27 protein-coding genes and 1 pseudogene are annotated in these 25,751 nt (G+C 70.3%); 18 read left to right on the forward strand and 10 right to left on the reverse strand.

What is annotated here, in order from left to right; genetic code table 11:
• Positions 1-60: 60 nt before the first annotated feature.
• On the reverse strand, positions 61-1,257 hold the full coding sequence (locus ACSRUE_RS03620; protein WP_441293053.1) for a glycosyltransferase: 1,197 nt from the start codon (positions 1,255-1,257) through the stop codon (positions 61-63).
• A 395-nt stretch (positions 1,258-1,652) separates the two neighbouring features.
• On the opposite strand from ACSRUE_RS03620, the gene ACSRUE_RS03625 reads away from it, so the two are divergent.
• Positions 1,653-2,723, forward strand: a complete 1,071-nt coding sequence (locus ACSRUE_RS03625; RefSeq protein WP_441289788.1) for a hypothetical protein — start codon at positions 1,653-1,655, stop codon at positions 2,721-2,723.
• A 28-nt stretch (positions 2,724-2,751) separates the two neighbouring features.
• Here ACSRUE_RS03625 and ACSRUE_RS03630 read toward each other — a convergent pair whose 3' ends face one another.
• Positions 2,752-2,931 (reverse strand): hypothetical protein, encoded by a 180-nt coding sequence (locus tag ACSRUE_RS03630; RefSeq protein WP_437762671.1) that lies wholly within the window; start codon positions 2,929-2,931, stop codon positions 2,752-2,754.
• A gap of 215 nt (positions 2,932-3,146) precedes the next feature.
• Here ACSRUE_RS03630 and ACSRUE_RS03635 point away from each other — a divergent pair, with 215 nt between their 5' ends.
• The 3 genes from ACSRUE_RS03635 (at position 3,147) to ACSRUE_RS03645 (ending at position 6,160) form a co-directional block, all read left to right on the forward strand.
• Positions 3,147-4,028, forward strand: coding sequence for an SDR family oxidoreductase (locus ACSRUE_RS03635; protein WP_441289789.1), 882 nt, complete (start codon positions 3,147-3,149; stop codon positions 4,026-4,028).
• Between the two features lie 33 nt (positions 4,029-4,061).
• Positions 4,062-4,628: a hypothetical protein gene (locus ACSRUE_RS03640; protein ID WP_441289790.1), complete on the forward strand. Its 567-nt coding sequence runs from the start codon at positions 4,062-4,064 to the stop codon at positions 4,626-4,628.
• 377 nt (positions 4,629-5,005) lie between these two features.
• Positions 5,006-6,160: a hypothetical protein gene (locus ACSRUE_RS03645; protein ID WP_441289791.1), complete on the forward strand. Its 1,155-nt coding sequence runs from the start codon at positions 5,006-5,008 to the stop codon at positions 6,158-6,160.
• 61 nt (positions 6,161-6,221) lie between these two features.
• Here the strand turns inward: ACSRUE_RS03645 and ACSRUE_RS03650 are convergent, their stop codons facing one another.
• Together ACSRUE_RS03650 and ACSRUE_RS03655 are read right to left on the reverse strand one after the other, a co-directional pair.
• Positions 6,222-6,860 carry a CotH kinase family protein gene (locus ACSRUE_RS03650; protein WP_441289792.1) on the reverse strand — a complete coding sequence of 213 codons (639 nt, stop codon included), beginning with the start codon at positions 6,858-6,860 and terminating at the stop codon, positions 6,222-6,224.
• Between the two features lie 67 nt (positions 6,861-6,927).
• Positions 6,928-7,014, reverse strand: a pseudogene (locus tag ACSRUE_RS03655) (hypothetical protein); the annotation flags it as partial.
• 72 nt (positions 7,015-7,086) lie between these two features.
• Between ACSRUE_RS03655 and ACSRUE_RS03660 the strand changes: the two are divergent.
• The gene (locus tag ACSRUE_RS03660) at positions 7,087-8,760 is read left to right on the forward strand and encodes a DEAD/DEAH box helicase (RefSeq protein ID WP_441289793.1); all 1,674 of its coding nucleotides are present in this window, start codon (positions 7,087-7,089) and stop codon (positions 8,758-8,760) included.
• Between the two features lie 54 nt (positions 8,761-8,814).
• Here ACSRUE_RS03660 and ACSRUE_RS03665 read toward each other — a convergent pair whose 3' ends face one another.
• Positions 8,815-9,294, reverse strand: a complete 480-nt coding sequence (locus ACSRUE_RS03665; RefSeq protein ID WP_441289794.1) for an MYXO-CTERM sorting domain-containing protein — start codon at positions 9,292-9,294, stop codon at positions 8,815-8,817.
• A 63-nt stretch (positions 9,295-9,357) separates the two neighbouring features.
• Here ACSRUE_RS03665 and ACSRUE_RS03670 point away from each other — a divergent pair, with 63 nt between their 5' ends.
• Genes ACSRUE_RS03670 through ACSRUE_RS03690 form a run of 5 tightly spaced genes read left to right on the forward strand, consistent with a single transcriptional unit; the run spans position 9,358 to position 13,121 of the window.
• Entirely contained in the window at positions 9,358-9,705 is a 348-nt protein-coding gene (locus ACSRUE_RS03670) for a hypothetical protein (protein ID WP_441289795.1), read from the forward strand.
• Between the two features lie 4 nt (positions 9,706-9,709).
• The gene (locus tag ACSRUE_RS03675; RefSeq protein WP_441289796.1) at positions 9,710-10,864 is read left to right on the forward strand and encodes a hypothetical protein; all 1,155 of its coding nucleotides are present in this window, start codon (positions 9,710-9,712) and stop codon (positions 10,862-10,864) included.
• Positions 10,854-11,651 carry a hypothetical protein gene (locus tag ACSRUE_RS03680; protein ID WP_441289797.1) on the forward strand — a complete coding sequence of 266 codons (798 nt, stop codon included), beginning with the start codon at positions 10,854-10,856 and terminating at the stop codon, positions 11,649-11,651. The genes ACSRUE_RS03675 and ACSRUE_RS03680 overlap by 11 nt, the downstream gene beginning before the upstream one ends.
• 36 nt (positions 11,652-11,687) lie before the next feature.
• Positions 11,688-11,867, forward strand: a complete 180-nt coding sequence (locus ACSRUE_RS03685) for a hypothetical protein (protein WP_441289798.1) — start codon at positions 11,688-11,690, stop codon at positions 11,865-11,867.
• 57 nt (positions 11,868-11,924) lie between these two features.
• On the forward strand, positions 11,925-13,121 hold the full coding sequence (locus ACSRUE_RS03690) for an FAD-dependent monooxygenase (RefSeq protein WP_441289799.1): 1,197 nt from the start codon (positions 11,925-11,927) through the stop codon (positions 13,119-13,121).
• Between the two features lie 30 nt (positions 13,122-13,151).
• On the opposite strand, the gene ACSRUE_RS03695 is transcribed toward ACSRUE_RS03690, so the two are convergent.
• Entirely contained in the window at positions 13,152-15,596 is a 2,445-nt protein-coding gene (locus tag ACSRUE_RS03695; protein WP_441289800.1) for a cellulose binding domain-containing protein, read from the reverse strand.
• Positions 15,597-16,240: 644 nt separating this feature from the next.
• Between ACSRUE_RS03695 and ACSRUE_RS03700 the strand changes: the two genes are divergently transcribed.
• Together ACSRUE_RS03700 and ACSRUE_RS03705 are read left to right on the forward strand one after the other, a co-directional pair.
• Complete coding sequence (locus ACSRUE_RS03700) at positions 16,241-16,675, forward strand: fosfomycin resistance glutathione transferase (RefSeq protein WP_441289801.1); 435 nt, start codon at positions 16,241-16,243, stop codon at positions 16,673-16,675.
• Between the two features lie 45 nt (positions 16,676-16,720).
• On the forward strand, positions 16,721-16,963 hold the full coding sequence (locus ACSRUE_RS03705; RefSeq protein WP_441289802.1) for a hypothetical protein: 243 nt from the start codon (positions 16,721-16,723) through the stop codon (positions 16,961-16,963).
• Between the two features lie 31 nt (positions 16,964-16,994).
• Here the strand turns inward: ACSRUE_RS03705 and ACSRUE_RS03710 are convergent, their stop codons facing one another.
• Positions 16,995-18,242 carry an MFS transporter gene (locus tag ACSRUE_RS03710; protein WP_441289803.1) on the reverse strand — a complete coding sequence of 416 codons (1,248 nt, stop codon included), beginning with the start codon at positions 18,240-18,242 and terminating at the stop codon, positions 16,995-16,997.
• 74 nt (positions 18,243-18,316) lie between these two features.
• Here ACSRUE_RS03710 and ACSRUE_RS03715 point away from each other — a divergent pair, with 74 nt between their 5' ends.
• From ACSRUE_RS03715 to ACSRUE_RS03740, 6 genes are all read left to right on the forward strand, one after another.
• Positions 18,317-19,342, forward strand: coding sequence for a LysR family transcriptional regulator (locus ACSRUE_RS03715; protein ID WP_441289804.1), 1,026 nt, complete (start codon positions 18,317-18,319; stop codon positions 19,340-19,342).
• A 35-nt stretch (positions 19,343-19,377) separates the two neighbouring features.
• Positions 19,378-19,716, forward strand: a complete 339-nt coding sequence (locus ACSRUE_RS03720; RefSeq protein WP_441289805.1) for a hypothetical protein — start codon at positions 19,378-19,380, stop codon at positions 19,714-19,716.
• A 131-nt stretch (positions 19,717-19,847) separates the two neighbouring features.
• Entirely contained in the window at positions 19,848-20,687 is an 840-nt protein-coding gene (locus ACSRUE_RS03725) for an N-acetyltransferase (RefSeq protein WP_441289806.1), read from the forward strand.
• A gap of 56 nt (positions 20,688-20,743) precedes the next feature.
• On the forward strand, positions 20,744-21,340 hold the full coding sequence (locus tag ACSRUE_RS03730) for a DUF4291 domain-containing protein (protein ID WP_441289807.1): 597 nt from the start codon (positions 20,744-20,746) through the stop codon (positions 21,338-21,340).
• A 108-nt stretch (positions 21,341-21,448) separates the two neighbouring features.
• Positions 21,449-22,006: an SMI1/KNR4 family protein gene (locus tag ACSRUE_RS03735; protein ID WP_441289808.1), complete on the forward strand. Its 558-nt coding sequence runs from the start codon at positions 21,449-21,451 to the stop codon at positions 22,004-22,006.
• A gap of 114 nt (positions 22,007-22,120) precedes the next feature.
• Positions 22,121-22,804, forward strand: a complete 684-nt coding sequence (locus ACSRUE_RS03740; RefSeq protein ID WP_441289809.1) for an aspartate/glutamate racemase family protein — start codon at positions 22,121-22,123, stop codon at positions 22,802-22,804.
• Positions 22,805-22,811: 7 nt separating this feature from the next.
• Here ACSRUE_RS03740 and ACSRUE_RS03745 read toward each other — a convergent pair whose 3' ends face one another.
• From ACSRUE_RS03745 to ACSRUE_RS03755, 3 genes are all read right to left on the reverse strand, one after another.
• Positions 22,812-23,543, reverse strand: coding sequence for a hypothetical protein (locus ACSRUE_RS03745; RefSeq protein WP_441289810.1), 732 nt, complete (start codon positions 23,541-23,543; stop codon positions 22,812-22,814).
• 182 nt (positions 23,544-23,725) lie between these two features.
• Positions 23,726-24,556 carry a DUF4328 domain-containing protein gene (locus ACSRUE_RS03750; protein ID WP_441289811.1) on the reverse strand — a complete coding sequence of 277 codons (831 nt, stop codon included), beginning with the start codon at positions 24,554-24,556 and terminating at the stop codon, positions 23,726-23,728.
• Positions 24,557-24,682: 126 nt separating this feature from the next.
• Positions 24,683-25,693, reverse strand: coding sequence for a UDP-glucuronic acid decarboxylase family protein (locus ACSRUE_RS03755; protein WP_441289812.1), 1,011 nt, complete (start codon positions 25,691-25,693; stop codon positions 24,683-24,685).
• Positions 25,694-25,751 lie beyond the last annotated feature (58 nt).

Consider the following 25,751-nt stretch of genomic DNA (forward strand, 5'->3'; position numbering starts at 1 on the left):
TATCATCACCCCGGATTGACCTGCTGTCACGGCCGGACGCGCTCGGACATCACCCGAGCTTCACGCGGAGGCCCGCTCGATGAGATCGGCGGCGACGGCCGTTCCATCCACCGCCACGGCGCCTGCGCTCGCGGCCGCGCGGGCTGCGACCCGGTGGTCGAGGGCGCCCTCCAGCGCCGCCAGAAGGGACTCCGCGCTCAGCGCTCCACGGGCGACCGACGTCCCGAGCCCGAGCGCCCGGACGCGCGAGGCCCAGTAGGGCTGATCGGCGAACATCGGGACGATCACCTGCGGGACGCCCGCGCGCGCCGCCGTCGTGGTCGTACCCGCCCCGCCGTGGTGCACCACCGCCGCGACCCTCGGGAACAGCGCCTGCTGGTTGACGTCGCCGATCGCGATGCCGTCGGGGGCGTCGTCGACGAGACCGAGCTCGGCCCACCCCTGCGACAGCACGACCCGGCGCTCCGCAGCCCGCACGGCCTCGATGACGACACGGCCCGTTTGCTGGTCGACAGGCATGCTGCCGAAGCCGATGTAGACGGGCGGCTCGCCGGCGGCGAGGAACGCTTCCAGCTCGGGTACGAGCGGCGCCTGATCGGCAAGGAGCCAGGCTCCCGTCTGCGTGACCTGAAGGCCGGGCGTCGCCGGCGGCGGCCCGAGGACCGAGTCCACGGCGAGCCACGGCGCCTTGCCCAGAACGTGGCTGAAGACGTCGCTCAGCGGACCCAGGCCGATGCGCTCTCGATTGGCGTTGAGCCGCTCGAGGAGGCGCTCGTTCCAGCTCCGCGATTCGTCCTGCCAGCGCCGGAGGTTCGACTCCGGGTCGCCCCCGGGCTCACCGCCGGGCGCATGATCCGGCGACGGCAGGGTCACCGGCGCGTACACGGCGACCACGGACGGGATGCCCAGCCGTTCCGCGATGGACCGCGCGGCGTACTGGTGCGCTCCGCCGGCCACGATCACGTCGCACCCCTCGGCGGCCGACGCGGTCGCGTCGAACTGGTCTCTCACGAGGTGCTCGACCAGCGCGCGGACCTGCTCCGGCGTCGGCGGGGCGGCCGGCGCGGCGGCCCCGCTCGGTTGCCGCATCGCGATGCCGATCGGGGTCGCCGTGAAGCCCAGGCCGCCCACCCAGTCGATGAAGTTCGGCGGGACGCACAGCCTCACATCGTGCCCCCGTCGCCGCATCTCGACGGCCAAGGCCACCACGGGTTGCACGTCACCGCGAGTCCCCACTCCCGTCAGCAATACCCGCATCGTCTCTCTCCCTTCCACCACGCGGGCCGCGTGGATGACGGAGGCGACGATGGCACCGGAGACGCGTTTTTTCATCGTATCAACGCCAGAGTTCCGGTATACATGCTGGAACGGGAGGCAGGGCGAGGACGCCCATACAACGGATCATCCGTTCAGGCCGAGACGACTGGAGCCTCCTGGAGCTGAGTTGGCTCGTCGAGCCGTGGGAGCGGAAGGTGCTCCTCCTCCTCGGTGAGGGAGCAGGTGAATCGTTGTCCGCCCGACCAAGGCGATAGCCGATCTCGGCAGGGCTGCGACCGGGCTCGGCCTCGGCGCCCGCGGGGCGCGGAATGCATCTTGTACCGCCCTGATCCATGGGCGACGAGGCTGCGCATCCTGGTGACGCAGCGGGGGCCGTGGCGCTCCCGCTGAGCGAGGCGACGAGCGAAGCAGGCGTGCGCGGGCGCCCTGTCGATGCATGGCTCGCGGAGCTCTTGTCCCGCGCGGTGCGCCGCTACAACCGGCGGCCTCGCCCCGCGATCATCGCGGCGTCGACCGGCGTGACGGAGTCGACCGACGCGCGCGCGGTCATCCGGCGCGCCTGCATCCGCTCGGCGCTCTCGGGCGGCGCGACGGGGGCGCTCTCGACCGGCGCGGCCGTGGCCACGGCCGAGACGAACGGGCTCGGCGGGCTCGTCGCGATCCCTGCGGCCATGCTCGCGATGGGCGCGGAGACGGTGCTCCGGCTGCTCCTGCACGTGCAGATGCTCTGCGAGCTCGCGGATCTCTTCGGGCTCCGGTTCGATCCCGACAATCCGGCCGACGTGTGGGCGCTGCTCGCCCTCGCGTTCGGCGCCGTGGAGCACCCCCAGGACACCGACGATCCAGCGGGCGCGCTCGTGCGCTCGGCGCGCGGGCGCGGCTCGGATGTGGCGAAGCAGCTCGCGGCGCGGCTCGCCGGCGAGAGCGTGGCGCGCAACCTGGTGCCCGTGCTCTCGGTCGCCTCGTCGTCGATCACGAGCTGGGTAGTCACCCGGCGCCTCGGGGATACCGCGCGTCGATACCTGCGTTACCGGCGCGCGCTCGACGAGGCGCTCTGCGACGAGACGCTGTGCCCGCACCTCGATCGGCTGTTCGACGGGCTCTGGTTCATCTTCACCGCCGACGGCCGCCTCACGCCGGAGGAGTCCGCGCTGCTCGCGGCCGTGCTGCGGCGGCTGCCGGCCCCGGCGCGCGCTGGCCTGAACGAGCGGCTCGCCGACGACATCGGCTGGGTCGAGCGCCTCCGCGGCGTGCCGGAGGGCGCGCGCGCTCCGCTGCTGCGCGCGCTCGAGATCGCGGCGGCCATGGACAAGGTCGCGTCGCTGCGGGAACGGAAGCTCCTCGTCCACGCCGCGGCGGCGCTCGGCCTCCGCGTCGACGAGGGCGGGCTCGCTCGGATGATCCGCGAGTTCGAGGAGATCGGCACCCTCGGCGTGGCCGCGTAGCGCGGGGCGTAGCGCGCCGGCCAGGGAATCACGAGAGGGTGGGCAAGCTCGACGCGGCGAGGCCCTTGCCGTCGAGGAAATACTCGGGAGAGATCGTGGCGGTGACCTGATCGAAGAGCGCGCCACAGGCGCCCGCGGCCAGCGCGCCAGCGAGGATGGCCAGGTACTCGCGAAGACGGGAGGGCGAGACGGGTGGGCCAGGCCGCACGACGCCCACGATACAACGAGCGGAGGCGATCGTGGCAAGCTTGCCGGGGGATTGATCTCGGCCGACAGCGCGCTTCCCGCTCGGAAGCGCTCGGTGGGCAGGCAACAAACGAGCAGAGTTATTCCAATGCATTGGCGTGAGATCCGACATGCGGGAGGGTCCGTTGCACGCTGCTCTTCGGGCGCGGCCCGCCGACGAGGCGAGGGCGGTGCGCCATGGAAGGTGAACGCGATGAAAGGGAGCGGCAGATGATCCTGGTGACCGGAGCGACAGGGAATGTTGGCGGTGCGGTGCTCGAGCAGCTCGTCGACGCGGGCCAGCCGGTCCGCGCGCTCGTGCGCGATCCGGCGAGGCTGGGGGCGCTCGGCGGCGACATCGCCGTCGTGAAGGGCGATCTCTCGAAGCCCGAGACGCTCGACGCGGCGTTCGCGGGCGCGGACAGGGTGTTCCTGGTCTGCGCGGGCGGCGACCTGCCGAACCTCGCCGGCAACGCGGCCGACGCGGCGAAGAGGGCGGGCGTGAAGCACATCGTGCTGCTCTCGTCGTCGAGCGTCGTCCGCGCGCCCGACGTCCAGATCGCTCGCTGGCACCGCGAGGCCGAGGCGCGGGTCAAAGCGTCGGGCGTCGCCTGGACCATGCTCCGGCCGGGAGGGTTCGCCACAAACACGCTCCGGTGGGCCCCGTCCATCAAGGCGCAAGGCGCGGTGTTCCAGCCCCTGGGCGACGCCAGGACGAGACCCATCGACGAGCGCGACATCGCGGCGGTCGCGGTGAAGGCGCTGACCTCGCCGGGGCACGAAGGCAAGGAGTACGAGCTCACCGGGCCGGAGGCGCTGAGCGCAGCGGAGCAGGTGGCGAAGATCGGCGCCGCGATCGGCAAGCCGCTCAGGTACGTCGACGTGAGCGAGGACGCCGCCCGCGAGGCGATGGTGAAGGCGAGGCTCCCCGAGGGCTTCATCCGCGCCTTGCTCGAGGCGTTCGCGTTGATCAGGTCCGGAAAGGGAGAGGAGCCGTCGTCCGCCGTCGAGCAGCTCCTCGGGCGCAGGGCGCGGACGTTCGACGAATGGCTGGAACGCCACGTGAAAGCGTTCCAGTAGGGCGCGGCGGCAGTTCGCCAAGGAGGAGAGAGCATGGCATCGAAAGCGACCAGGATCCTCGTCATCGGCAAGAGGGCCGATATCCTCGAGCGGAGCGTGGCAGCGCTGAACGCGCAGGGGCACTCGGCTGTCGGCACGTTGAGCGCGTCGCCGGACACGGAGTTCCACGCCGGCGACTTCGACCTCATCACGCTCGGCGGCGGCGTGGACGCCGCCACCCGGGCGCGCCTCCACGCGCGCTTCAAGGAGCAGAACAAGGACGTGATGGTGCTGGACGTGTACGCCCCGATCGCCAGCCAGCAGATCGCCTGGGCGCTCAGGAGATCTTCCGTCGAGGGCGAGCTCGGGAGCGCCTTCTCGGTGACGGAGGCCAATGACACCTTCGTTGCCCGCGCGACGATCGAGCGCGCCTGCACGCTGCGCCTCGACATCTACAGCTACCCCGGCGGCGCCCTGGAACCGGAGGTCGCGCGCATCGTCGACACCTCCGTCCCCCAGGGAACGCACGAATTCAGGATCGAGAAGCAGCACGCGCGTGACGGGTTCATGGCGGTGCTGACCTTGAACGGCGAGGAGCACCACCTGCACCGCCTGCAGTAGCACCCGCCGCGGCGCTCGACATCGATCCTCGGCATCGAGAGGAACATCCGAGAGATCGTCTGGATGGGCGGCGCGCTCAGTCACCGCGGGCCCCTTGCAAGGGCGCACGAAGGTCGTGCCCGGCGGTCGCCCGGTGCAGGCGCTCGACCATATGGATCTCGAGCAATTCTACGAATATCTCTTCTCCCAATGGTCGAGGTGACACAGGGCGGCCGGCACAGGTTGACACCACGGTCATGCGCGACACGCGCGGGGACCCACAAGGACCTCGCGGTGCTCGGGCGAGTCGCGGTCGGCACGGCGTCTGCATACCGGCGCGGTCTCTGCACACGCCCGCGCAGGGCTGACCCGCGCGGGTCGCTCGAGGAGGAACTTCGATGCCTTGTTCTCGCTTCACCGCGTTGATCCTCGCCGCCATGGGAGGCGTGAGCGCTCTCGGTATCTCCCGTCCGAGCTCTGCCTGCTCGCCTCCGCTGGACGGGCCCTATGCGTCGTTGGTCCCGCGCGCCGTGCCGATCGATGGGGTCATCGTGGCCCGGACCGTCTGCTACTCCAGCTGTCCGGAGAGCGCGCCCGTGCTCGTGGTGAAGGACAAGGACACGGGTGAGGTCCTCACCGGAACCCAGGAGGAGGTCGCCGACGTGCCTGTCCGCGCGGGCGAAAGCGTGCTCGCCTTTCGCCCCGCGACCCCGCTCGTCGACGGCCACATCTACCAGGTCACCGTCGAGGGACCGAACCTCAGCGCCGCGTTCCGGGAGACCCAGGCCAGCGCGGCTGTCGACATGGACGTCGGCGCCGTCCCCGTCCAGGCCAGCGTCCTCCTGGGGGAGCGCTGGCACGGCGAGACGAGCTGCTGCACCCCCGATTGGGGCCCGGGGAGCTGCGGTGGGGAAAGAAGCTGCGTAGCGGAGGAAGTGGAGCGTTACGTCACCGTCTTCCTCGATGCGAGCGGGGGGGTGGACCACGGCGTGGGCCAGTACGTGCAAGTCGTCACCTTCTCGAGCCCAGACGGGGAGGAGCTCGGCAAGCAGACGGCCTGGGGAGGGGCCCTGACCGCGACGTACGACGTCGCGGCCACGGAGTACTGCTACCAGCTCACGTACAAGAGCCTCGTCGACGGCGCGACGGTCGAGAAGGAGCGCACCTGTGTTGCGCACGGCGACGCGGGCGCGACGGGCGTCTTCCCGGCCGACGCGGCGGGCATCGGCGAGACCATCGAGGCGTGCGCTTCTCCGCCCGAGGGCTTCGAGGAGGCCTGGTGCAGCGCGAGGGAGGCATTCTGCGCGGAGGATATCAGCCTCTGCGCCAACGATGACGTGAGCTCCTGCGAGGGCGCCGGCGGCTCGGCGGGCTCCGAGGCGGGCGGTGGCGGTACCTCTCCGGAGGACCCAGATGCCGAACACGACAGCGGCGGCTGCTCGGTCAGCGCGGGCAGCGCGGGCAGAGGCGCCCCGTCCGGCTGGGCGCTGCCCGCGATCGGGCTCGCGCTGTCCCTCGCGAGCCGCGCGCGGCGGCGTCGCGACCAACGCTGAGGGGCCAACCGCGCCATCGCAGTCGACCCGGCGCGGCGCGAAGCCGCCCGATCCGGCGGCGTTACCTGGCCAGATCCGCGCGCAGCGCGTCCGGCCGCTCGCGGATGGTGTCGAGCAAGCTCTGGAAGCCCCGCTCGAACTCTCGCTGGGAGTATTCCTTGCGCGGGTCGGCGGCGACCTGCTCGCTGATCTGCTCGTAGTAGCTGTTGGCGAGCCCTTCGAGGTCGGCGCTCTCGTACGCCTCGATGATGCTCTCCACCGCGCCGCGATAGGCGGTCACGCAGCTAGGGCTCTCCAGGCAGCGCCGGAAGATGAGCCCCGTCGAGATCGCGCCGTTCGCGAAGTCCCCCTGGCGCGCGAGCTCGAACAGGGCGATGTCGGGCTTGCCCGAGTCGCGGAAGGGCTTCATCGAGAGGTCCATCCCCCACGGCAAGAAGACGAACCTCCCGGAGGCGGGGTCGTTGTAGATACGAAAGTTGTTCGGGTAAAAGACCATGTAGGCGTACATGTCCCACGGATTCACCGCGGCCTCGGCCGCGGTGAAGCGCAGGAAGTGATCGGTGTCGAGCGAGCCGCGGATCTCCTCGAGGAACGTGGCGCTCTTCGCCGTGTCCACGGCGGCGATCAGCGCAGCGAGGTCCGTGCGGTCGTTCGCGGTCTCGTTGGTCTCGAGATCGAGCTCCGCTTCGACGCCCGGCACGAAGTCGTGCCTGCCCTTCTTCGTACAGGTTTCCGTCGTTGCTCGCGAACCAGCGCGAGAGAAAGGTCGTGTCCTCGGCTTCGACGTCGGCATACACGCCGTAGAACTCGCCGTTGACGTACACGAGCGCGCTGTTGCAGCGCGGGGCGGGCAAGCCGGCGTGGCGGAAGAGGTCGTGCGCCAGGCGGGTTCCGGGCTAGGGTGCGCAACGCCCGCGCGAGAGCTCATGACCACCCCCACGACCGCCTCAGCACCGATGGGCCCCGGCGCCCCCGCCCTGCGCCCTTACCAGCGCGCCGCCGTCGACGCCGTCCTCGCAGCCCGCAGGCGCGGCGTCCGGCGCATGGTCGTGTGCCTCCCCACCGGCGCTGGCAAGACGGTCATCTTCTCCCATCTCGCCCGCCTCGCCAGGCGGCAGGTCCTCGTCCTCGCCCACCGCGAAGAGCTGCTCTTCCAGGCCAAGGACAAGATCGAGCGCGCCCTCGCCGGACAGGCCACGGTCGCCGTCGAGCAGGGCGAGCTCCGCGCCCCGGCGGACGCGCGCGTCATTGTCTGTTCCATACGCTCCCTCCACGAGAAGCGGCTCGAACAGGTCACCGGCGGCCGCGATATCGGCCTCGTGATCTACGACGAATGCCACCACGCCCCCGCCGACGACAACCGCCGGGTCCTCCGCCAGCTCGGCGCCTTCGACCCCGCGTGGACAGGCACCCTCCTCGGGTTCACCGCCACGACGGCCCGCGGCGACGGCAAAGGCCTCGACGATGTCTTCGAGGCGATCGTCTACAGCCGCACCCTCCCCGAGATGATCGCGGACGGCTACCTCGCCCCCCTCACCGGCTACCGCGTCGCCACCGCCACCGACCTCTCCCCCCTCGACGCCGGCGGCCTCGACTTCGCCACGGACGAGCTCGAGGAGGCCGTGGACCTGGAGGAGCGCAACGCGCTCGTCGCCCGCTCCATTCAAGAGCTCGCCCGCGACCGGCGCACCATCGCCTTCTGCGTCACGGTCGCGCACGCCAGGAACCTCTCGAAGGCGCTCAACCACCTCGGCGTCCGATCCGCCTATGTCCACGGCGACATGCCCTCCGACCTCCGCGGCCGGATCCTCGCCGATTTCCGGGAAGAGCGCGTCCAGGTCCTCACCAACGTCGCTGTCCTCACCGAGGGCTTCGACGACCCCGGCGTCTCTTGCATCGCCATCGCCCGCCCCACCCGCTCGGACGGGCTCTATGCCCAGTGCGTCGGGCGCGGCACGCGCCTGCATCCAGGCAAGAAGGATTGCCTCATCCTCGATTTCGTCGACCTCTCCTCGCTCCAGCTGTGCACGCTGCCCTCGCTCTTCGGCATGCCCCGAGACCTCGATCTCGAGGGCAGAGACGCCTCGGAGGCGAGCCGCTTCTTTCGGCAAGTGACCTTCGACTACCCCGGGTTCGAGGTCGAGGCGGGCCGCATCACGCTGCGCGAGATCCAGGAGCGCGCCGCGCACTTCGATCCGCTGAGCCTCCGCGTCGACCCCGAGGTGATGGCCATCTCGCGCAATGCGTGGGCCTCTCTCGGCCGCTTCGGCCTCGCGCTCCACTTCGAGAGGAAGCCCGGCGCGATCAGCGAGGTCGTCGTCCTCGCCCGCGGTGCCCGCGGGAAGCGGTGGCACGTCCTGCTGGACGGCAAGCAGGTCGAGCGCTTCTCCACCCTCGAAGAGGCGGTGGCCGCGGTCGATTACGAGGTCGCGCGCCGCGGCCCCGCGGCCGGGGCTTCGGCGCGCCACGACGCGGCATGGCGCAGGGGGAAGCCCCCCGTGCCCCTGCCGGCCGAGCCCCCGAGGGGTCATCCCCCGCCGAGCACCATGGAACAGGCGATGATCCTCGCGGTGTGGGCGAGGGTCACCGCGCCAAGGTGACGGATCGCCTCACGGTGTGCTTTCCCATGATCGGGCCGCTCGGCTGGCCCAAGGTCAGCCGCGGCTCCGGCGCCGTCGCATCGCCAGGGCGGAGAGCCCCACGGCGAGCGCCGCGGCCCACGAGCTTGTCGTGGTGCTGGCTCCAGCGACGACGCACCCACAATCATCGTCGGAGGACCCCGTGTCCGGCGTTGTTCCGCCGAGCCCACCTCCCTCGCCCGGTGCGTCGCCGCCCCCGGAGGAGGTGGCCGTCGTCCCCGCCCCGCCCACGCCGTCGCCGGAGGACGTGGTGGCCGTCGTCCCCGAGGGGAGCTCGCGAAGCAGGTGCTCGAGTCGCGCGCGGACGAGCCGGGCGCCGGCAAGGCGATGCAGGGCGGCGCCATGCGACGGCGGTGCAGAGCCGGGCCGTGGGGTGGCGGCGCGGGGTCGGAGCGTGGCACCGGGGTGGCGGCGCGGTGGCTCGCATCGGGGCGCGCCGCGCCGCCGGTCACTCCAGGACGGCGCAACGATGTCCGAAATCGGCTCTCTCGACATGGCTCCATTCCGCTTGACGGAGCGACCACAGGTCGCTCCACTACGACACGTGAGGAGCCCAACATGAACTACCTACAAAAATGCTTGCTCGCCGTCGGGTGCATGGCAGGGACAATCCTGGGTTGCTCGATCCCCGAAGGCGGGGACGGGGATCTGGATGCGCGTGAGAATGGGGGCGCCCTGCCCCAACCCGGAGCGTCGCAGGAGATTCCGAGCTTCGAGCGCGCGAACGACTGGTTGCTTCTGGGCGACGGTGAGCTCTCGGCCGTCGCCCATTCGTCCGAGGGCGCCCGGGCCATCGAGGTCTCCACCGCCGGTGTGGCCCGGCTGGAGAGTCTTCCCTTCGAGGTGGCCGAACCGCCGACACGCATCGGGGTCGACCTGCGCACGGCCGATGAGGAGTATTCGTAGACCGGTGACCTGCAGGTATCCATCGACTTCACCGTTTTGCGCGGCGCCGCCTCTCTCGCCAGATGCTGAAGACGAGCTGCCCAACGGATACCTTCGCCGTCATACCTGGCGAAGCGGCGCCTACGTTCAGATCGAGCTCGCTCGCCTTCAGGAAGCGCTCGAAGGCGACCCGCAGATCCTCGGGATCACGGCGGACGATGCCGCACAGCACTTCATCGCGCTGGTCGACCGTGGCGCGACCCAGGATCTCTCGGCGGTGGCGGAGAGATTGGAGCTGTTCCAGCCCACGATCCCCCTCGTGGTGCGACCGAGCTGCAGGAGCGGTGGTGAGCTCAGGCGAGCCCTCGAGGTCATCCAGCGCGGAGAGTTCCACCCGCGCGCCGCGGAGGTGGAGCTCCTCTATTCCTTGGACGTCGCGAACGGACGTTATGACGTGCTCGCGGATCGCGCGGGGGCGGACGTGGCGCGAACCCTGCAGACGGAGCTGGGTCCCCTCGTAAAAATCGAATACCGTCCCTTCGGCCACCATGGGCGCTTCGACGACGGCGAGCCGCACTACGGAGCCGCGGCCATCGAGAGCAATACAGGGAACTGCACGGCAGGATTCGTCGTCGATTGGGGGCTCATTCGTGGCGCCGTCACGGCGGGGCACTGCCTGGGCTTCGTCGGGGAGGATGTATTCTCCGGGCCGGAGTTCTGGGGGGAAGCCACCCTCTTCCCCGCCAATACGACGTCTTGGGACATGGTGTTCGTCGGCCCGTCATTCCCGCCGGAGACATACTCCCCGCGCATCCACACGGACCCCTGCTGCCCTTCCACAAGACCAGTTACAGCAAAGGTGGCCCCGGCGGTCTCGCAAATCGTGTGCATCAGTGGGAGGAACTTTTTGGCCAAATGCAGTGTCGAAATTTTGAGGATGGAGACAACCCGGACTATCGACGGAAGGAACAGGGCGAATGTATGGATCGGTAAGCGCGCCGGCGTGAATATCGGGGCTCCGGCCGACTCCGGCGCACCGATCTACATCCCCGTTGGCTCCGGGAACGCAGCGATCGTTGGAATGCATATTGCTGGGTTCCTGGCCGCCCCGTTCGACGAAACCTGGTTCCACGCCGTCGGCGATATCGAAGCTCAGCTCGGAGTCACCGTTGCATTCTGACAGGAACCTCACCGCCGCCCGGCTGCTCGCCGGCTCCCTGCTCCTCGTGATCGGATGCAACGCGCGCGCGCCGGCAGAGGGCACCGGCGCCGCGAGGAGCGGGGCCGAGCCGCATGCGCCCCGGAGATCGGCGTCCTCGTCGCCGAGGCCCGACCCCCCTCCGGCGGCGAGCCCGTCGAGCGCGGCCCCCTCGGCAGCCCCTGCTCCATCCGCCGTCGATCGCGCGCAGTTCCGTCCCGTTCCATTCGAGGCGATCCAGAGCGCGAAGCACGACATCATCGAGGACCACGCCGTCCGCGTGGATCTGCGCCCGTACTGCGAGCCCGAGGCTCAGGAGCCAGGCAGCACCAGCCCGTCCGGACCCATGGCGTGGCCAGGGCTCCGCTTGGACGACTATACCCCGTTGCACGAGCTGCTATCGAAGAACCCGTCGTTCATCGGGGTCGTCCCCGAGCGGAAGAGGCGTCTGATCATCGTCGTCTTCGAGCCGGATTTTCGTGATTGGGCGTCGGTCCAGCGCGAGATTCCGGCTCCAAGGCGCGTCCCGGTCGAGCTGCGGCCGGGCTGTCACACGCGGCAGCAGCGGGAGCTCGCGAAGCAGGTGCTCGAGACGCTCGCAAAAGAGCCGGGCGCCGGCAAGGCGGTGCACGCATGGGCGCCTGACGCGTCGATCGCCGGGTATCGTGTCTTCGTGCTGCCGGGCGACGAGGCGTCGGCAGCGTTCGTCGCCGAGCGGCTCGGCTCCATCGCGAACGTCTGGTTCAGCCGGCCTTTTGGACATCATTGAGCTGCGGCGCCCGCGGGCGGCGCTCCATGCAGCGAGTTGCTTCGCAAGGCGGCGGTCTTCGCCGCCGAAGAGGGGCAGGAGATCGTGGTGGACGATCGGCACCTCGACGAAGCGATCCGGGAGCTCGTGCTGTGCGGAGGCGGCCTCACGAAGAGCCTGCTCGCGGCGCACGACCTTCCGCGACGCCCCAGCCCGGCGATGATCCTGCCGCGGTGAGGATCCGGTCGGACCGGAGCGGGTTGACACCTGCCCCCGCCCGGTGACACTCCACCGGTGGAACATCGGACGGTCTTGATCTCGGGGGCGAGCATCGCCGGTCCCGCGCTCGCCTTCTGGCTTGCGCGCCACGGATTCCGACCCGTCGTCGTGGAACGCGCCGACGCACTCCGGCTCGGCGGGCAGAACATCGATGTCCAGGGCGCGGCGCGGAAGGTCGTGCGCCGCATGGGGATCGAAGGCGACATCCGAGCCGCCAGCACGGGGGAGCTGGGACTCCGCTTCGTGGACGAGCACGACGTGACCAGGGCCGAGTTCCCCGCGGAGACCTCGGACACCGGTGGGTTTACGAAGGAGCTCGAGATACTCCGCGGTGACCTCGCCAGGATCCTCCACGACCGCACCCGAAACGCGACGGAGTATGTTTTTGGTGACCAGATCACGGGCCTCCGGGACCACGGCGACCGGGTGACTGTCTCCTTCGAGCATGGCGCGGCGCGCGAGTTCGACCTCGTGGTCGCTGCCGACGGCATCCGCTCGCGAACCCGTGCGCTCATCGTCGGAGATGAGCCCAGGATTCGCCCGCTCGACCTGTATGCCAGCTACTTCACGATTCCCCGCGGAGCCTCCGACAGCGCCTGGGCGCGCTGGTACCATGCCCCCGGCGGGCGATCGATCCTCCTGCGTCCAGACAATACGGGTACCACCCGGGCGTCGCTCTGGTTCCTGTCGCCCCCGCGCGGCTATGAAAGGTTGAGCGTCGCCGAGCAGAAGGCGGTCATCGCGCGCGTCTATGCCGGCGCCGGCTGGGAATCGCCGCGGGTGCTCGCGGCGCTGGCAGACTCCGAGGACGTCTATTTCGACGCGGTCAGCCAGGTCATGGCGCCACGCTGGTCACACGGCCGCGCCGCGCTCGTGGGTGACGCCGCGTACTGCCCGTCGCCGGTCAGCGGGATGGGTGCGAGCCTCTCTCTCGTCGGCGCTTACGTGCTCGCGGGAGAGCTGTCGCGGCACGCCAGCCATCGAGACGCCTTCGCGGCCTATGAGAAGCTCATGCGCCCCCATGTCGACCTGGCCCAGAAGCTCCCGCCAGGCGTCCCCTGGATCGCGCACCCGAAGTCGAGGCTCGGGGTTTCACTCCTTCACCGGGTCCTCTGGCTCGCTTCCACTCCCCTGTTGCAGCGCCGCGAGGGGTGGTTCGGCTCCTCCGCGGCCGACAAGATCGAGCTCCCCGATTACTCGAACGGAGGCTGACTGCCGCATGGCAGCAGAACTCGCCGCGACTCACGGAGCGAGCGCCGTCTTGTCGAGGTGCCCGAAGTCCCAGGCCACGGAGGAGCCCGGACCGTAGTCGACCCTCACCGGCTCCTGCGCGGCGAGGCGGTCGAAGGCAGCGCGCGGGAGCAGGAACTGAACGGTGTGGAGATCGCCGTTCGGATGGCGTGCCGCGGTGCTTCGCTCGGCGCCGACGGTGAGCACCAGGTTGGTGGCGCGGAGGTCGAAGAACTCGGCGCTGGTGAGCGTGAGCTCGACAGCGTCGGACCCGCTGCTCCTCACGCTCTGGATGGCATTGCCCGCCGTGATCCGCCGCGCCGCGGGCCTGCTCGTGCCTGCGGCGCGCGCAAGGGACCTCGGCGGCGCTGCGCTCGACGCAGCGGAGGCGAGCTGCCCCGGAGCCGCCGGGGCCTCGGTGCTGGCGCGGGAGGCGCGGATGTTCGCCAGGTACAGGCTGCTTCCGTCGAGCGGGGTGGTGAAGGTCAGACGAACCCCGCGCACCGACGCGAGCGTGGCGCCGCTGAACGAGGACAGCGGAATGCGCGCGGTCGGCAGCGTGGTGCCGCCGCGCGGCGGTGGACCGAGCTCCAGGAACTCATCGATGGCGACGGCGCTCGACCGGGTATCGTCGGCGTTCACGAGCTCCACAAGGAACGACGCCTCGGTCGGGTCGGAGCCCCAGCCGCGGTCGGCGCGAAGATCGAGGAAGTCGTACCCCGTGAGATCGAAGCCTGTGCCGGCGGAGGACCAGTTCGACTGGAAGTACGTCGCGCTGCCCGCGGCCACGTCGTGGATCCAGGCGCCCGAGAGCGAAGGGTCGTGCCCGCTCAGGGCCGTGTGCTCCACCGAGAGGGTGCCGCCGGTGGTGTTCGGCAGGCCGTACGAGCTCGTGCCGGTCGGGTTGATGAAGTCCTCGAGCAGCAGGCTGTCGGCGGAGCCGCCGCCCGGGTGATAGCCGCGGCGGACGCGGTATGGGACGTCCGGAAAGGGGAAGGCGGGGTCGAACAGGGCGTTCGCGGCCTCGTCGCGCTCCGCGCCCACGTTGGCGGTGAAGAACTGAACGGCCGCCAGGCGCCCCGTCTCGCGCTGCGCCGGCGAGCCGTACTCCAGCGGATCGAAGAGCTCCTCATGGTCGATGCAGCCCTGGATCCCGCCGCTGTTCCCGTCCGCGATCTGCCACTCGCTGTTGTAGTAATTGTGATTGGCGCCCCACACATGATAGAAGGACTTGGAGAGGGGCTCCGGCTCGGCGATGCTCATCATGCGATCGAACGGGCGCATCCCGGGCAGATCGCTCAGGTCCCAGTCGCAGGCCGGCAGGATCACGTTCCAGGCCGTCTGGTCGGCGTTCAGGCGCTGGCCGTTCTGGCCCTGATCGGTCGGACCGATCTCGAAGATCCCGCGGATGCTCACCGGGCTGTCTATCAGCGCAGGCCAGGGGCTGCCGCTCCGGCGGTACTCGTTGTAGGCGAACCGCACGGCCTCGCCGCCGCGCGAGTGCCCCAGCAAGCCCACCTGGTCGAAATCGATGCGATCGAGCAGATCCACGCCGAGCTCCGGGGGCGTCGGCTCGGCGCCGCTGTCCCAGCGGCTCAGCCGCTCCAGGTGGCGGAGCAGCAGGCGTCCGCGCGGCCCGATGACGAGCTCGTCGCTGGGCGAGCCCGACGCGGCATGGATACCCCGGTTCGTGTTGATGGACACCACGAAATAGCCGCGCGCGGCGAGGTCCTCGGCCATGTAGTCGTAGCCGCGATGGTTGGGGACGACGACATAGTTCGCCGGGCACGTCCCCGTCGTGGCATACTGGTTGTTGTTGTCCGTACGAGGATTCACGCCCGTGCCGCACGTGGGGTGGTTCCCGTGCATGAACACGAGCAGCGGATACTGCCGGCCGGCCTCCAGGTTCGCCGGGCGGTAGAAGGACGCCCAGAGCTCGGTCGCGTAGTCAGGGCTGACCATCGCGTCGATCGCGGCCGAGAACTTGTACTCCGCGATCGCCACGCCGCCGCCCATCGGCGGCAGGTCGCTGCTGACCGACAGCACGACCGGCTCGATCCCCTGGCTCGGGATGCTGGCGCAGAACCCGAACTGGCGGCTCTCCGACGGGGGGATCGCCGCATTGCTGCCTTGAGGCGTGACCGTGATCTGCCCCGTGCTCCCGCTGAACGTGCCATCCCAGGACGAGAAGATGGCGCCCGGGCCGACGTCGAGCGCGACGCTCCACGTCCCCGTCGTGGCGCTCGGGTGCTGGTTGCTCACGACGATGCGCGCGCAGTACCCCTGAGCCCACTGCGAATCGATCACGCGATCCGCGCTGATCCCGTTCGCGCCCTGCAGCGCGGCCTGCGATGCGCCGATCGGCTCCGCCGAGCCGTCGCTGCACGCCGGCAGCAGCGCCAGCGCTAGAGCCGCCACCCACGTGTCCCATCTGCTCTGGAAGCTGAAGTTGTGCATGGTTCTTACCCAAGTTGGTGATGAAGCGTCCGATCGTCGCGCCTCGTTCGGCAGGGCGACGAACCGCCCCGTGCGTCACGACGCTCTGCTGACACTCGAACCGATCTAACGTCCGGATTCATGGCCTGGCAAGCGCCGGAGTTGACCCGATGCGTATGCCCGATGCCGTGATTCAGCGGTGATACCGGGGCTCACACCTGACGACGCACGCCGCGCGCTCGTAGCGGCGCGGCGGGCGGTCGCCCTCGGTGTGACGAACGCTATTGGCAAACAAAGGAGCCCTGTCAAGCTCAGCAGCGCGAAATCATTTCTTCATCGCCGGACGGCCGACGACGGCGCATGGCATAGTCGCTCTTCGACGCCTGCGCCAGTAGGGTTCTTCCGGACTTCAGCACGGATCCTCATGCGCCTGGCGCGCCACCAACCATCGGCGACTCGTGGTTTAATTTCGAAAACTATCGTGTGAAATAATGTAAAAAGCATGAAGTTCATCGCGTCCGGGCGTCTGCCGGCGCGATGCGCCGTGGAGGGGCGAGGCCGCGCCGGGGCCGGCGCTCGCCCTCCCCGCGCCGGTCCGTCGACCGGGTGCTTCGAGAGATCGAACACTCCCGCACGGACCCGTTGTCGCCTATGCTGCCGGAGCCATGGCGATCGGCGGCGTCAACCACGTGACCCTCGCGGTTCGAGATCTCGACCGCGCCGTGCAGTTCTACGTCCAGGTGCTCGGCGGAACGCGGCGAGCGCAGTGGGCCAGGGGCGCGTACCTCGAGCTGGGAGCGCTCTGGCTGTGTCTCGAGCTCGACGCGCGCGCCGGGCGGCAGGCCGACGACTCGCACCTCGCATTCTCGGTCGATGCCGAGGGCCTCGCCTCCCTGGGCGAGGCCATTCGCCTGAGCGGGGCCCGGATCTGGAAAGAGAACCGCTCCGAAGGGGCGTCGCTCTACTTCGAAGACCCGGACGGCCACAAGCTCGAGATCCACGTCGGCGACCTCCGGACGCGCCTCGCGTCCTGCCGCGAGAAGCCCTGCGAAGGGATGGAGTTCTTCGACGACGGAGAGCGCGGGACGCCGGCGCGGTGAAGGTGCGCGCCGGCGCTGTCGCGACGACCAGGATTGGAGGCAGCGATGAGCCGAAAATCGATTCGGGTGAGCGTTCTGAAGCAGGTCGTGGCAAGCGCCGGCCAGCAATTCTCTACCAAGGACATCTCAGAGGACGAGCGGATGCTCGCGGCCCACCCTGAGCTCGCGAGCCACAGCCACTACCACGCGTTCGTCGGCGGCGCGCTGAGCGATCACCACGTGGAGCTCAACATTGTGGAGGGACAGGAGGGGACGTCGCGCGGATCCCGCTGGCAAAAGCAGGGTTGAAGGACAGGAGCACGTCTGCTGTCGTGAGCCGTCACGCGCTCGGAGACGGGCGCGGCGCCGGCCAGAGTCGGACGAGGAGCGCGCTGGCCGCCGCCGACGAGGCGAGGGCCGTCACCGAAAGCCAGCCCCACCGGGCGAAGAGCACGCTGCCCAGCGCGGCGCCGGAGGCCATCCCGACGAACATGCCGACGACGAGCACGGCGTTGACACGGCTGCGCGCGCCGGGCTCGATGCCATAAACGATGGTCTGATGCGCCACCAGCGCGGCCTGGATGCCGAGGTCGAAGGCGACGGCGCTTGCGCCGAGCAGCCACAGCCGTCCATGCGCCGACAGCATGGGCGACAGCGCCATGGCGGCGAAGGCCACGAACGAAAGGGCGGCGCCCATGCGCGTCACCCGTTCGGGCCCGCTGCGGTCGGCGATGCGGCCGGCCAGGGGCGCCGCCACCGCGCCGGCCGCGCCGGCCAGGCCGAAGGCGCCCGCCACCGCGCTGCCGAGGTGGAACGGCGCGCCGTGCAGCATCATGGCGAGCGTGGACCAGAACGCGCTGAACCCCACCGACAGCAGCCCCTGGGCCAGCGTCGCGCGGCGCAGCGCGCCGTGGCGCTTCCACAGCGCAGCCAGGGAGCCGAGCAGCGCGGCGTAGCTCAGCTGCGTTGTCGGCGCGAAGCGCGGCAGGCTGCGCCACATCGCCGCGCCGAGCAGGGCGATGCTGGCCGCGGCGGCGACGAACACCGCGCGCCAGCCGAAATTCTCGGCCACGAAGCCGCTGATCACGCGCGACAGCAGGATGCCCAGCAAGAGGCCGGTCATCACGGTGCCGACCACCTTGCCCCGATGCGCCTCCGGGGCCAGCGTCGCGGCGGCGGGCACGATGTCCTGCGCCAGGGTCGCGGCCAGGCCGGTGACCAGGCTGGCGATCAGCAGCGTGCCGATCGCGTGTGCGGCGCCGCCGAGCAGCAGCGCGCCCGCCAGCAAGGCAGCCTTGGCCAGGATGATGCGCCGCCGGTCGTAGCGGTCGCCGAGCGGCGCGAGCAGCAGGATGCCGAGCGCATAACCCAGCTGCGTGAGCGTGGGCACGAGGCCGAGCGCGCGGTCCGAGGCGCCGATCTCGGCCCCCAGCACGCCGAGCATGGGCTGGCTGTAGTAGATCGAGGCCACGGCCAGGCCCGCGCCGGTGGCCAGCAGCAGCACCAGGGCAGCGGGCAGGGGCGGCGCGGACGCGGCGGGCAGCGGCTGGGTGGCGGGGGGCGTATGCGTCAACGGAATGGCGTGCATGGTACACCGAGGTTAGGAAGCGTCGCTCCTGCGCTGTAGTGGCATGGAGCGCACGATGGTTATACCTTCGGCGTATGACCAGGCCGGCACCCCCCTCGCCCGCGTCGCTGGACGACATCGGCTTGCTGCACACGTTCGTGAAGATCGTCGAGGCCGGCAGCCTGTCGGCGGCGGCCACCCTGCTGGGGACGACGCAGCCCACCGTGAGCCGGCGCTTGCAGGCGCTGGAGCGCTCGCTGGGGCTGCCGTTGCTGCAGCGCTCCACGCACACCATGAAGCTGACCGAGGACGGCGAGCGGTGCTTCGAGCGCGCCAAGGCGCTGCTGGCCAGCCTGGAGGCGTTCGCGTCGGACATGCGAGGCGACCGCGACCAGCCCGACGGGACGCTTCGCGTGGTCGTGCCGCACGCGTTCGGCCAGCACCAGCTGGTCAAGCCGCTGGCCGACTACCTCCGCCGCTACCCGCGCGTATCGGTCGAGTGGCTGCTGCACGACGGGCAGCCGAACTTCATCGCCGACGGCATCGACTGCGCGATCGTGGTCGGCGCGGTGGCCGATCCAGCCGTGGTGGCGATCCGCCTGGCCGAGGTGCCGCGCATCGTGGCCGCCGCGCCCTCGGTGCTGGGCCGGGCCGCGCGGCCGGCTCATCCATCGGACCTGGCCGACATGCCCTGGCTGGCGTTGCGCACCTACTACCGCGACACGATCACGCTGACCCACGCGTCGGGCGGTGAGCGGGTCGAGCTCGCGATCCGCCCGCGCATGAGCACCGACAGCCTGTATGCCCTGCGCAGCGCCGCGCTGATGGGGCTGGGCGTCTGCGTGGCCTCGTCCTGGCTGTTGACCGACGACCTGGCGCAGCGGCGGCTGCTGCACCTCGCGCCGTCGTGGCAGGCGGATCCGCTGCCCGTCCACCTGGTCTATCCTCATGCCCGCTTCTATCCGGCCCGGCTGCGTCGCTTCATCGAGGTGATGCGGGAGTCCGTGCCGGCGGTGGTCGACGGCGCGGCGGCGCGGCGCGGCGCGGCTGAGCAACCGCCGCACACGACCGAACCGCCCGGGCGGCTTCCAGAACGTGGGTACCTGAAGCGTGGTGGGTGATCTAGGATGTTTGGCGGCTCCGAGAGGTTCGCTCCATGTCCAAGCTTCGCCTCGTAGCGCATGTTGGTCCCCTGCGGGGTGAGCCTGGCACTCGCCACACCATGGGCACGCCCGGAGGCGCAGGCCACCTCATGCCACCGGCTGAAGTCGTCTTGATGGAGGTCCTCGACGACGGACCAGCGCTCCTCTACCGCTTCACACGGGACGGCGTCTTCGCTGGGGACACATGGCACGAATGCCGCGAGAACGCTGAAGACCAGCTAAAGTTCGAGGTTGGTGATGCCGTCGGCGCCTGGACTGCTGTGCCTTTGGACGTGGAGGATGCCCAGGCATACGCGGTCGACTGGGCACAGCGCACGCATCCAGAACGCTGACCCTACACCTCTGACGCGGAGCGCTCGATCGATGTCGTCGAGGTCCTGTGCGGGCGAGGCAGCACGATGCCGCCGAACCGTCGGGCCGCAGTGAGCGTCCACGCCGCCGTCTCCGGCGCTATCCTTCCCGCGTGACGCCCCGACCCGTCTTCGTCGATCAGGCCCTGTCCGCCCGGCTGGAGGCCACCGAGGCGGCGAAAATCGAGGCGCTCGCGCGCGAGGTCGCCGCGCGGGTCCCGGCGCGGCGCGCCGCCGTCGCTTCCATCGCCGGCGGTCGCGCCGCGTTCGTCGCCCCGCACGCCCGGCTCTCGCGCGCGGTCGGCCTCGGGTTGAGCGCTCCGGTCGAGGCGCGCGACGTCGAGGCCCTCGAGGACTTCTACGCCTCGCGCGGCACCGCGGCGCGCATCCTGGTCTCGCCCTTTGCCCACCCTTCGCTGCTCGCGCGGCTCGGGGAGCGCGGCTTCCGCCTGGACTCGCTCGACACCGTGCTCGTGCGCCACCTCGCCCCCGCCGTCGAGGTCCACGCGCCTGAGCCGGCCGCTCACGGCGGCGTGGTCGTGCGGCGCGCCGCGCGCGAGGAGGCCTCGGCGTGGGTCGCGGCCTCGCTCTCCGCCTTCGCAACGCCGGGTGAGCCTCTGTCCGATCGGGCCGACATCTTCGAGGCGGGCCTCCACATGCCAGGGGCGGCGTACTTCCTGGCATCGTCAGCCGCCGGCCCCGTCGCCGGCGTCGGCGCGGTCTACGTGCACGAGCGCGTCGCCCTTTTGTTCGCGGGCGGCACACTCGCGGCGCACCGTGGCCGGGGCGTGCAGCGCGCCCTCATCGACGCCCGCCTCCCGTACGCCCGCGACGCGGGGTGCGACCTCGCCTACTCCGTGGCCGAGGCGGGGAGCACCTCACAGCGTAATCTGGAGCGCGCGGGCCTCGTGGCCATCTACTCGCAGGCGATGCTCATCAAGTCCTTCGCCTGAGCCGTCTTCGGGGGTAACCTCCCGTCAGACCATAGCGATCGCGAAGAGTGGATTGCATGCCGAAGCTTCACGAGATCCGAGCGGACTACGACGCGGAGACCATCGTCATGTACCAGGCCTACGCGCCGGCGATCGCCGAGCCTGCGCTCGCTGCCCAGCGCTTCGTCGCCCCGTTCTCGTTCGGTCGCATGACATGGATCAAGCCGTCGTTTCTCTGGCTCATGCACCGCAGCAACTGGGGGCGCAAGGCCGGGCAGGAGCGGATCCTCGCCGTCCGCATCCGGCGGACGGGCTGGGAGCAGGCGCTCTCCCTCGCCGTCCTCACCTCGCCGGAAGCGACGGTGTTTCGCTCGCCGGACGAGTGGAGCAAGGCGTTTGCCGGAGCCAAGGTGCACGTTCAATGGGATACCGAGCGGAACCTGCGAGGCGGCCCGCTGCCTTGCTACAGCATCCAGGTCGGCGTCGGCCGCGATCTCATTCGCGAGTACGCGGAGAGCTGGGTCGTCGCCATCGAGGATCGAACTCCCCTGGTCAGGAAGATGTACCAGCAGATTCAGGCCGGCCACGCGGACAGCGCGGCGAAGTCGCTGCCTCGCGAGAGGCCCTACGCCGTTGACGAGAGGATTGCCAAGCGGCTGCTCATCGACCCATGACGAGGCACGCCGCCCGGCAAGGCAGCGCAGCCCACGCGCGCGGCCGAGCGAAGTAAACCCGCACACGCGCATCGACGAACGGGCTCATCGAGCGGACGGGAGAGGCGAATGGATTGGCGAGCGGAGCACCAGATCTTGATCGACGCGGGTGTCACGATTGCCCCCGGCCTGACGGAATCCGAGATCGACCGGGCCGAGTCCGTCATCGGCGCCAGGTTTCCGCTTGATCTGCGCTCCTTTCTCTCGGAGGGGCTCCCGGCCGGCGAGCGCTTTCCCGACTGGCGGGAGCCACGCTCGACGGAGATTCGCCGGCGGCTCGACTGGCCCTTCGAAGGCATCGCGTTCGACATCGAGCACAACGTGTTCTGGTTGGACGCGTGGGGCGCTCGCCCTCCGGAGCTGCCAGAAGCGTTGCAGATCGCTCGGGCCGCAGTCGCGGAGGCGCCCCGCCTGATTCCCGTCGCGGGCCACCGCTATATTCCGGCGGAGCCGGCGCTCGCCGGAAACCCCGTCTTCTCGGTCTACCAGACCGACATCATTTGCTACGGCAGCGATCTCGCGACGTACCTGCGCCGCGAATTTCGCCGACCGCCTCCCGTCGACGCCGTCAGCAGAGGCATTCGCAGGATCCGCTTCTGGAGCGACCTCGTAGATGCCAACGGATAGGGAGCCCCCAACGCCGGACGGCGTGATGTTCCGGCAGCGCATGGTATGGCTCTGCATCCACGAACATGGGTCCTTCGGGCGGGTGAGCCCTGGACCTTCCGGACACCGAGGAACATGCTCGCATTTCTTCATACGTCCCGCGTTCACGTCGAGGCGTTCAGCCGTCTCGTTCGGGACGCAGACGACGCGATTCCGGTCCGGCATGAGGTTCAGGAGAGCCTCCTCGCGGATGCGCTGGCGGCCGGCGCGATCACGGACGGCATCCGCTCGGCCACCGCCACGGTCGTCCAGGCGCTCGCGAACGAGGGCGCGAGAATCATCGTGTGCACCTGCTCGACCCTCGGCGGCGTCGCGGAGGCGGTCCCCGTCTCGGACTGTCTCGTGATGCGGATCGATCGCCCGATGGCCGAGCAAGCCGTCGCGAGCGGACGCCGTATCCTCGTCGTGGCCGCGCTCCGGAGCACCTTTCAGCCCACCGGGGAGTTGCTGCGCCAGATAGCCTCGGACGCGGGTCGCTCGATCGATGTCGTCGAGGTCCTGTGCGGGCGAGCATGGCGGCTCTTCGAGATGGGTGACTCTCCTGGCTATGCCGGCGAGATCGCCAGGACGATCGAGGCGACGGCGCTCCCCGGCGATGTGGTGCTCCTGGCTCAGGCGTCGATGGCCCCCGCGGCGGAGCTGGTCCGTCACCTCGGAATCCCCGTTCTGAGCAGCTCGAGATCAGGCGTGGAGACCGCCGTGTCGAGGTATCGTTCGAGAGCGCGACACGATGCGGCCCAGCGCCGCGAAGAGCCGTGAGCGACATCTACCGCGCCAGCGGGCGGCCACGTCGCCGCGCGGGCGCGTCGTGCTCTCTCGAACGGGCAAATCGGATGGATATATGGTCGCCGACGGCCAGCGCCGGACGGCCCCAGTCCAGGCATTCGTCCGTGCGGGCGTCCCGCCCGTAGACCGAGAACCAGAAATGGCTGGGAACGCCGCTTCCCGTAGGTCCGGCCCAGGTGATCAAGGACATCACATGACCACGGCGCGGCACCCCCGCGACACAGACGCGCCGCGAGTTCAGCTCGACGAGGACGGCGCGTTCTGCGCGCGCGCCAGGCGGACGAAGAGCGCGGCGCGCCATCGCGCTCGCGGTCCTCGAGAGAAGGCCCCGGGCGCTCCGGGAGATGGTCGCGAGTTGCCCTCGTGGATCGCGGAGCATCGGCCCGGCGAAGGCGCCCAGCGCGGTACGGACCTGGCGGAGCAGCGTGTCGCGATACGACTCGGCGCCCGGCATGCGTTTCAAGGGGGGGTCGACCGTGTCGACATCGAGGACCTCGATCCCGATCTCGTCCCCGACCCTGAGCGCGCGGGAAGGCCACAGAAAAAACTCTCGCGGCTCAGAGGCCATCCCGCAGATCCTCACGTCGCCGTCCCCGAGCAGCGCCTCCGGAGAGCCGGCGACCCGCGTGACCATGATCGTCAGAACGCCGGTCGGGCCGACGCCCGCGGTGCAGACCTTCGCTCCATTCACCGAGACACGGAATGCGATCATGGCTCCCCCGCGCGCACGCTTTGTTCACTGTATATCCCAACGCGCCAGCGAGCGCCGCGGCGTCGCTCCCGGTGGCCTCCTGGCGCTTGCGGCTGAACCCCGGTACGCTGGTGAAGACCGATGGACAGGATCGGCGTCGCCCGGTTTGCGCCGAGAGAGATCTCGGCCGGGAGGCGCGACCCCTATTCGGGATCGTCGAAGTCGGCGATCTTCGCCATGTCCCGCCGCAGCTGAATATCGCGCTCCACGAGGAGCTGGTCGAGCTCCTCTTCGGACGCGTACGCCAGCCGCCGATGGCGCTCCGCGACCCGGCTGTCGATCGCCCGGATCATCCGCACCGCGAGCCACGCAGCAGCGATCGACGCCGCGTCGGACGCAATGAACGCAACCCGGGACCGGATGAACTCCGCCACGGTCAGATCCGGCATGGAAGAGGCCAGCCACCCGAGGCCGCGGCTCGCGACATAACACCCCCACCACGCGCCGAGCGCTGCATGGTGCACCGCGCCCGCCCGCGGGGCGTGCGCCATCTCGACGCGCCGGTAACCACCCCCGCCGTCCAGGAGAGGGCGCGGCGCAGGCTCGGGCACGGCCTCCGGGGCAAGGCCGTCGTGGAGATCGCGCAGCACCCTGTACGGCTGCACCAGGTTCACGACGGGAATGAAGAATCCCAGGACCGCCTCGGACGGCGTCCAGGAAAACCCTCGCACGAGATCCAGCACGCCCGCCAGCGCGACCGCCCGGGCGAGCCAGCGCAGGAACACCACGCCAGCAACGAGCCCGAGCCCCAGCTCGAGCAAACCCCCGACCTCACGGAGCGTGTTGGCAAGCCGCCACGTCGGCGCAGAGACGTCCGTCGAGCCCAGCAAGACAATGTGCCAGGCGCCGGTCAGCGCCGTGAACGCCGCCACCGCCCCCATCGCGATCAGCCCGGCAATCGCCGCACGAGCGCGCCGGCGCACGACGCGGACGTCGCGGCACCACCCCTCCCGCGCTTCGGCCCAGCCGCTCACGGCGAGCGAGGCTATCAGCGCAACGCGCCGCATCGCAAGCGACGTGGCCGAGGAGCGCACGTGGGAATCGTGCGCTTCGAGGCGCCCGCTCCGCCCCCGACACCGCGATCGCAGGGCGGCAATGCGTCAGCTCGCCATCGCCGGCTCCGCCCGGCGCGCGCATTCGTCGAGCCCCGCCAGCGCGCGCCGGAAGCTCTGGATCGTCGCATAGAGCCCCTGCCGGAGCGGCACCCTCGGCTCGAACCCGAGCGCCCGCCGCGCCAGGTCGATCGCCGGGCGCCGCCGCATCGGATCGCCCTCCGGCAGCGGGCGGTACGCGATCCGGCTCGCGCTCCCCGTGAGCCGCACGATCTCCTGCGCCAGATCGAGCACCGTCACCTCCACCGGATTCCCCAGGTTGACGGGCCCCACCTCCGACGGGTGCTCCATCAGCCGCAAACACCCCTCCACCAGGTCGTCGACGTGACAGAAGCTCCGCGCCTGCGACCCATTCCCGTAGACCGTCAGCTCCTCTCCCCGGAGCGCCTGGGCGATGAAATTGCTCACCGCGCGCCCGTCGTCGATCGCCATCCGCGGCCCGTACGTGTCGAAGATCCGCGCGATCCGCCCCGACGCCCGCCCCTGACGGTGAAAGGCCATCACCAGCGACTCCGCGCAGCGCTTGCCCTCGTCGTAACAGGCGCGCACCCCGACCGGGTCCACCCGCCCGAGGTAGCCCTCCGGCTGCGGGTCGACCTCGGGATCGCCATACACGTCGCTCGACGACGCCAGCAAGAGCCGCGCGCCGTGCCGCTCGGCGCACAGGAGCGCGTGCAGCGTGCCCATCACGTTCGTGATGGTGGAGCGCACCGGATCGCCCCGCCAGCGCGCAGGGCTCGCCGGCGACGCCAGGTGGTAAACCCTGTCGACCTCGTAATCGAACGGCAGGGCCACGTCGTGCTCGACCAGCCAGAAGCGGCTGCTGCGCATCAGGTGAGCCACGTTGGCCGGCGAGCCCGTCGAGAAATCGTCGAGCGCAATGACCTCGTGGCCGTCCGCGAGGAGCCGCTCGCACAGGTGCGAGCCGATGAAGCCGGCGCCCCCCGCCACCAGGACGCGCATGCCGCTCCCTACCGTCCTACCGTTCGCGTCACCCATCGGAACACCTCCGTCGTCGCAACACCGCCCCTCGTGAACCGCCGAGCCCCCCCGCGCC

It is taken from the genome of Sorangium sp. KYC3313 (assembly GCF_052075895.1).
Lineage (GTDB): Bacteria > Myxococcota_A > Polyangia > Polyangiales > Polyangiaceae > Sorangium > Sorangium cellulosum_B.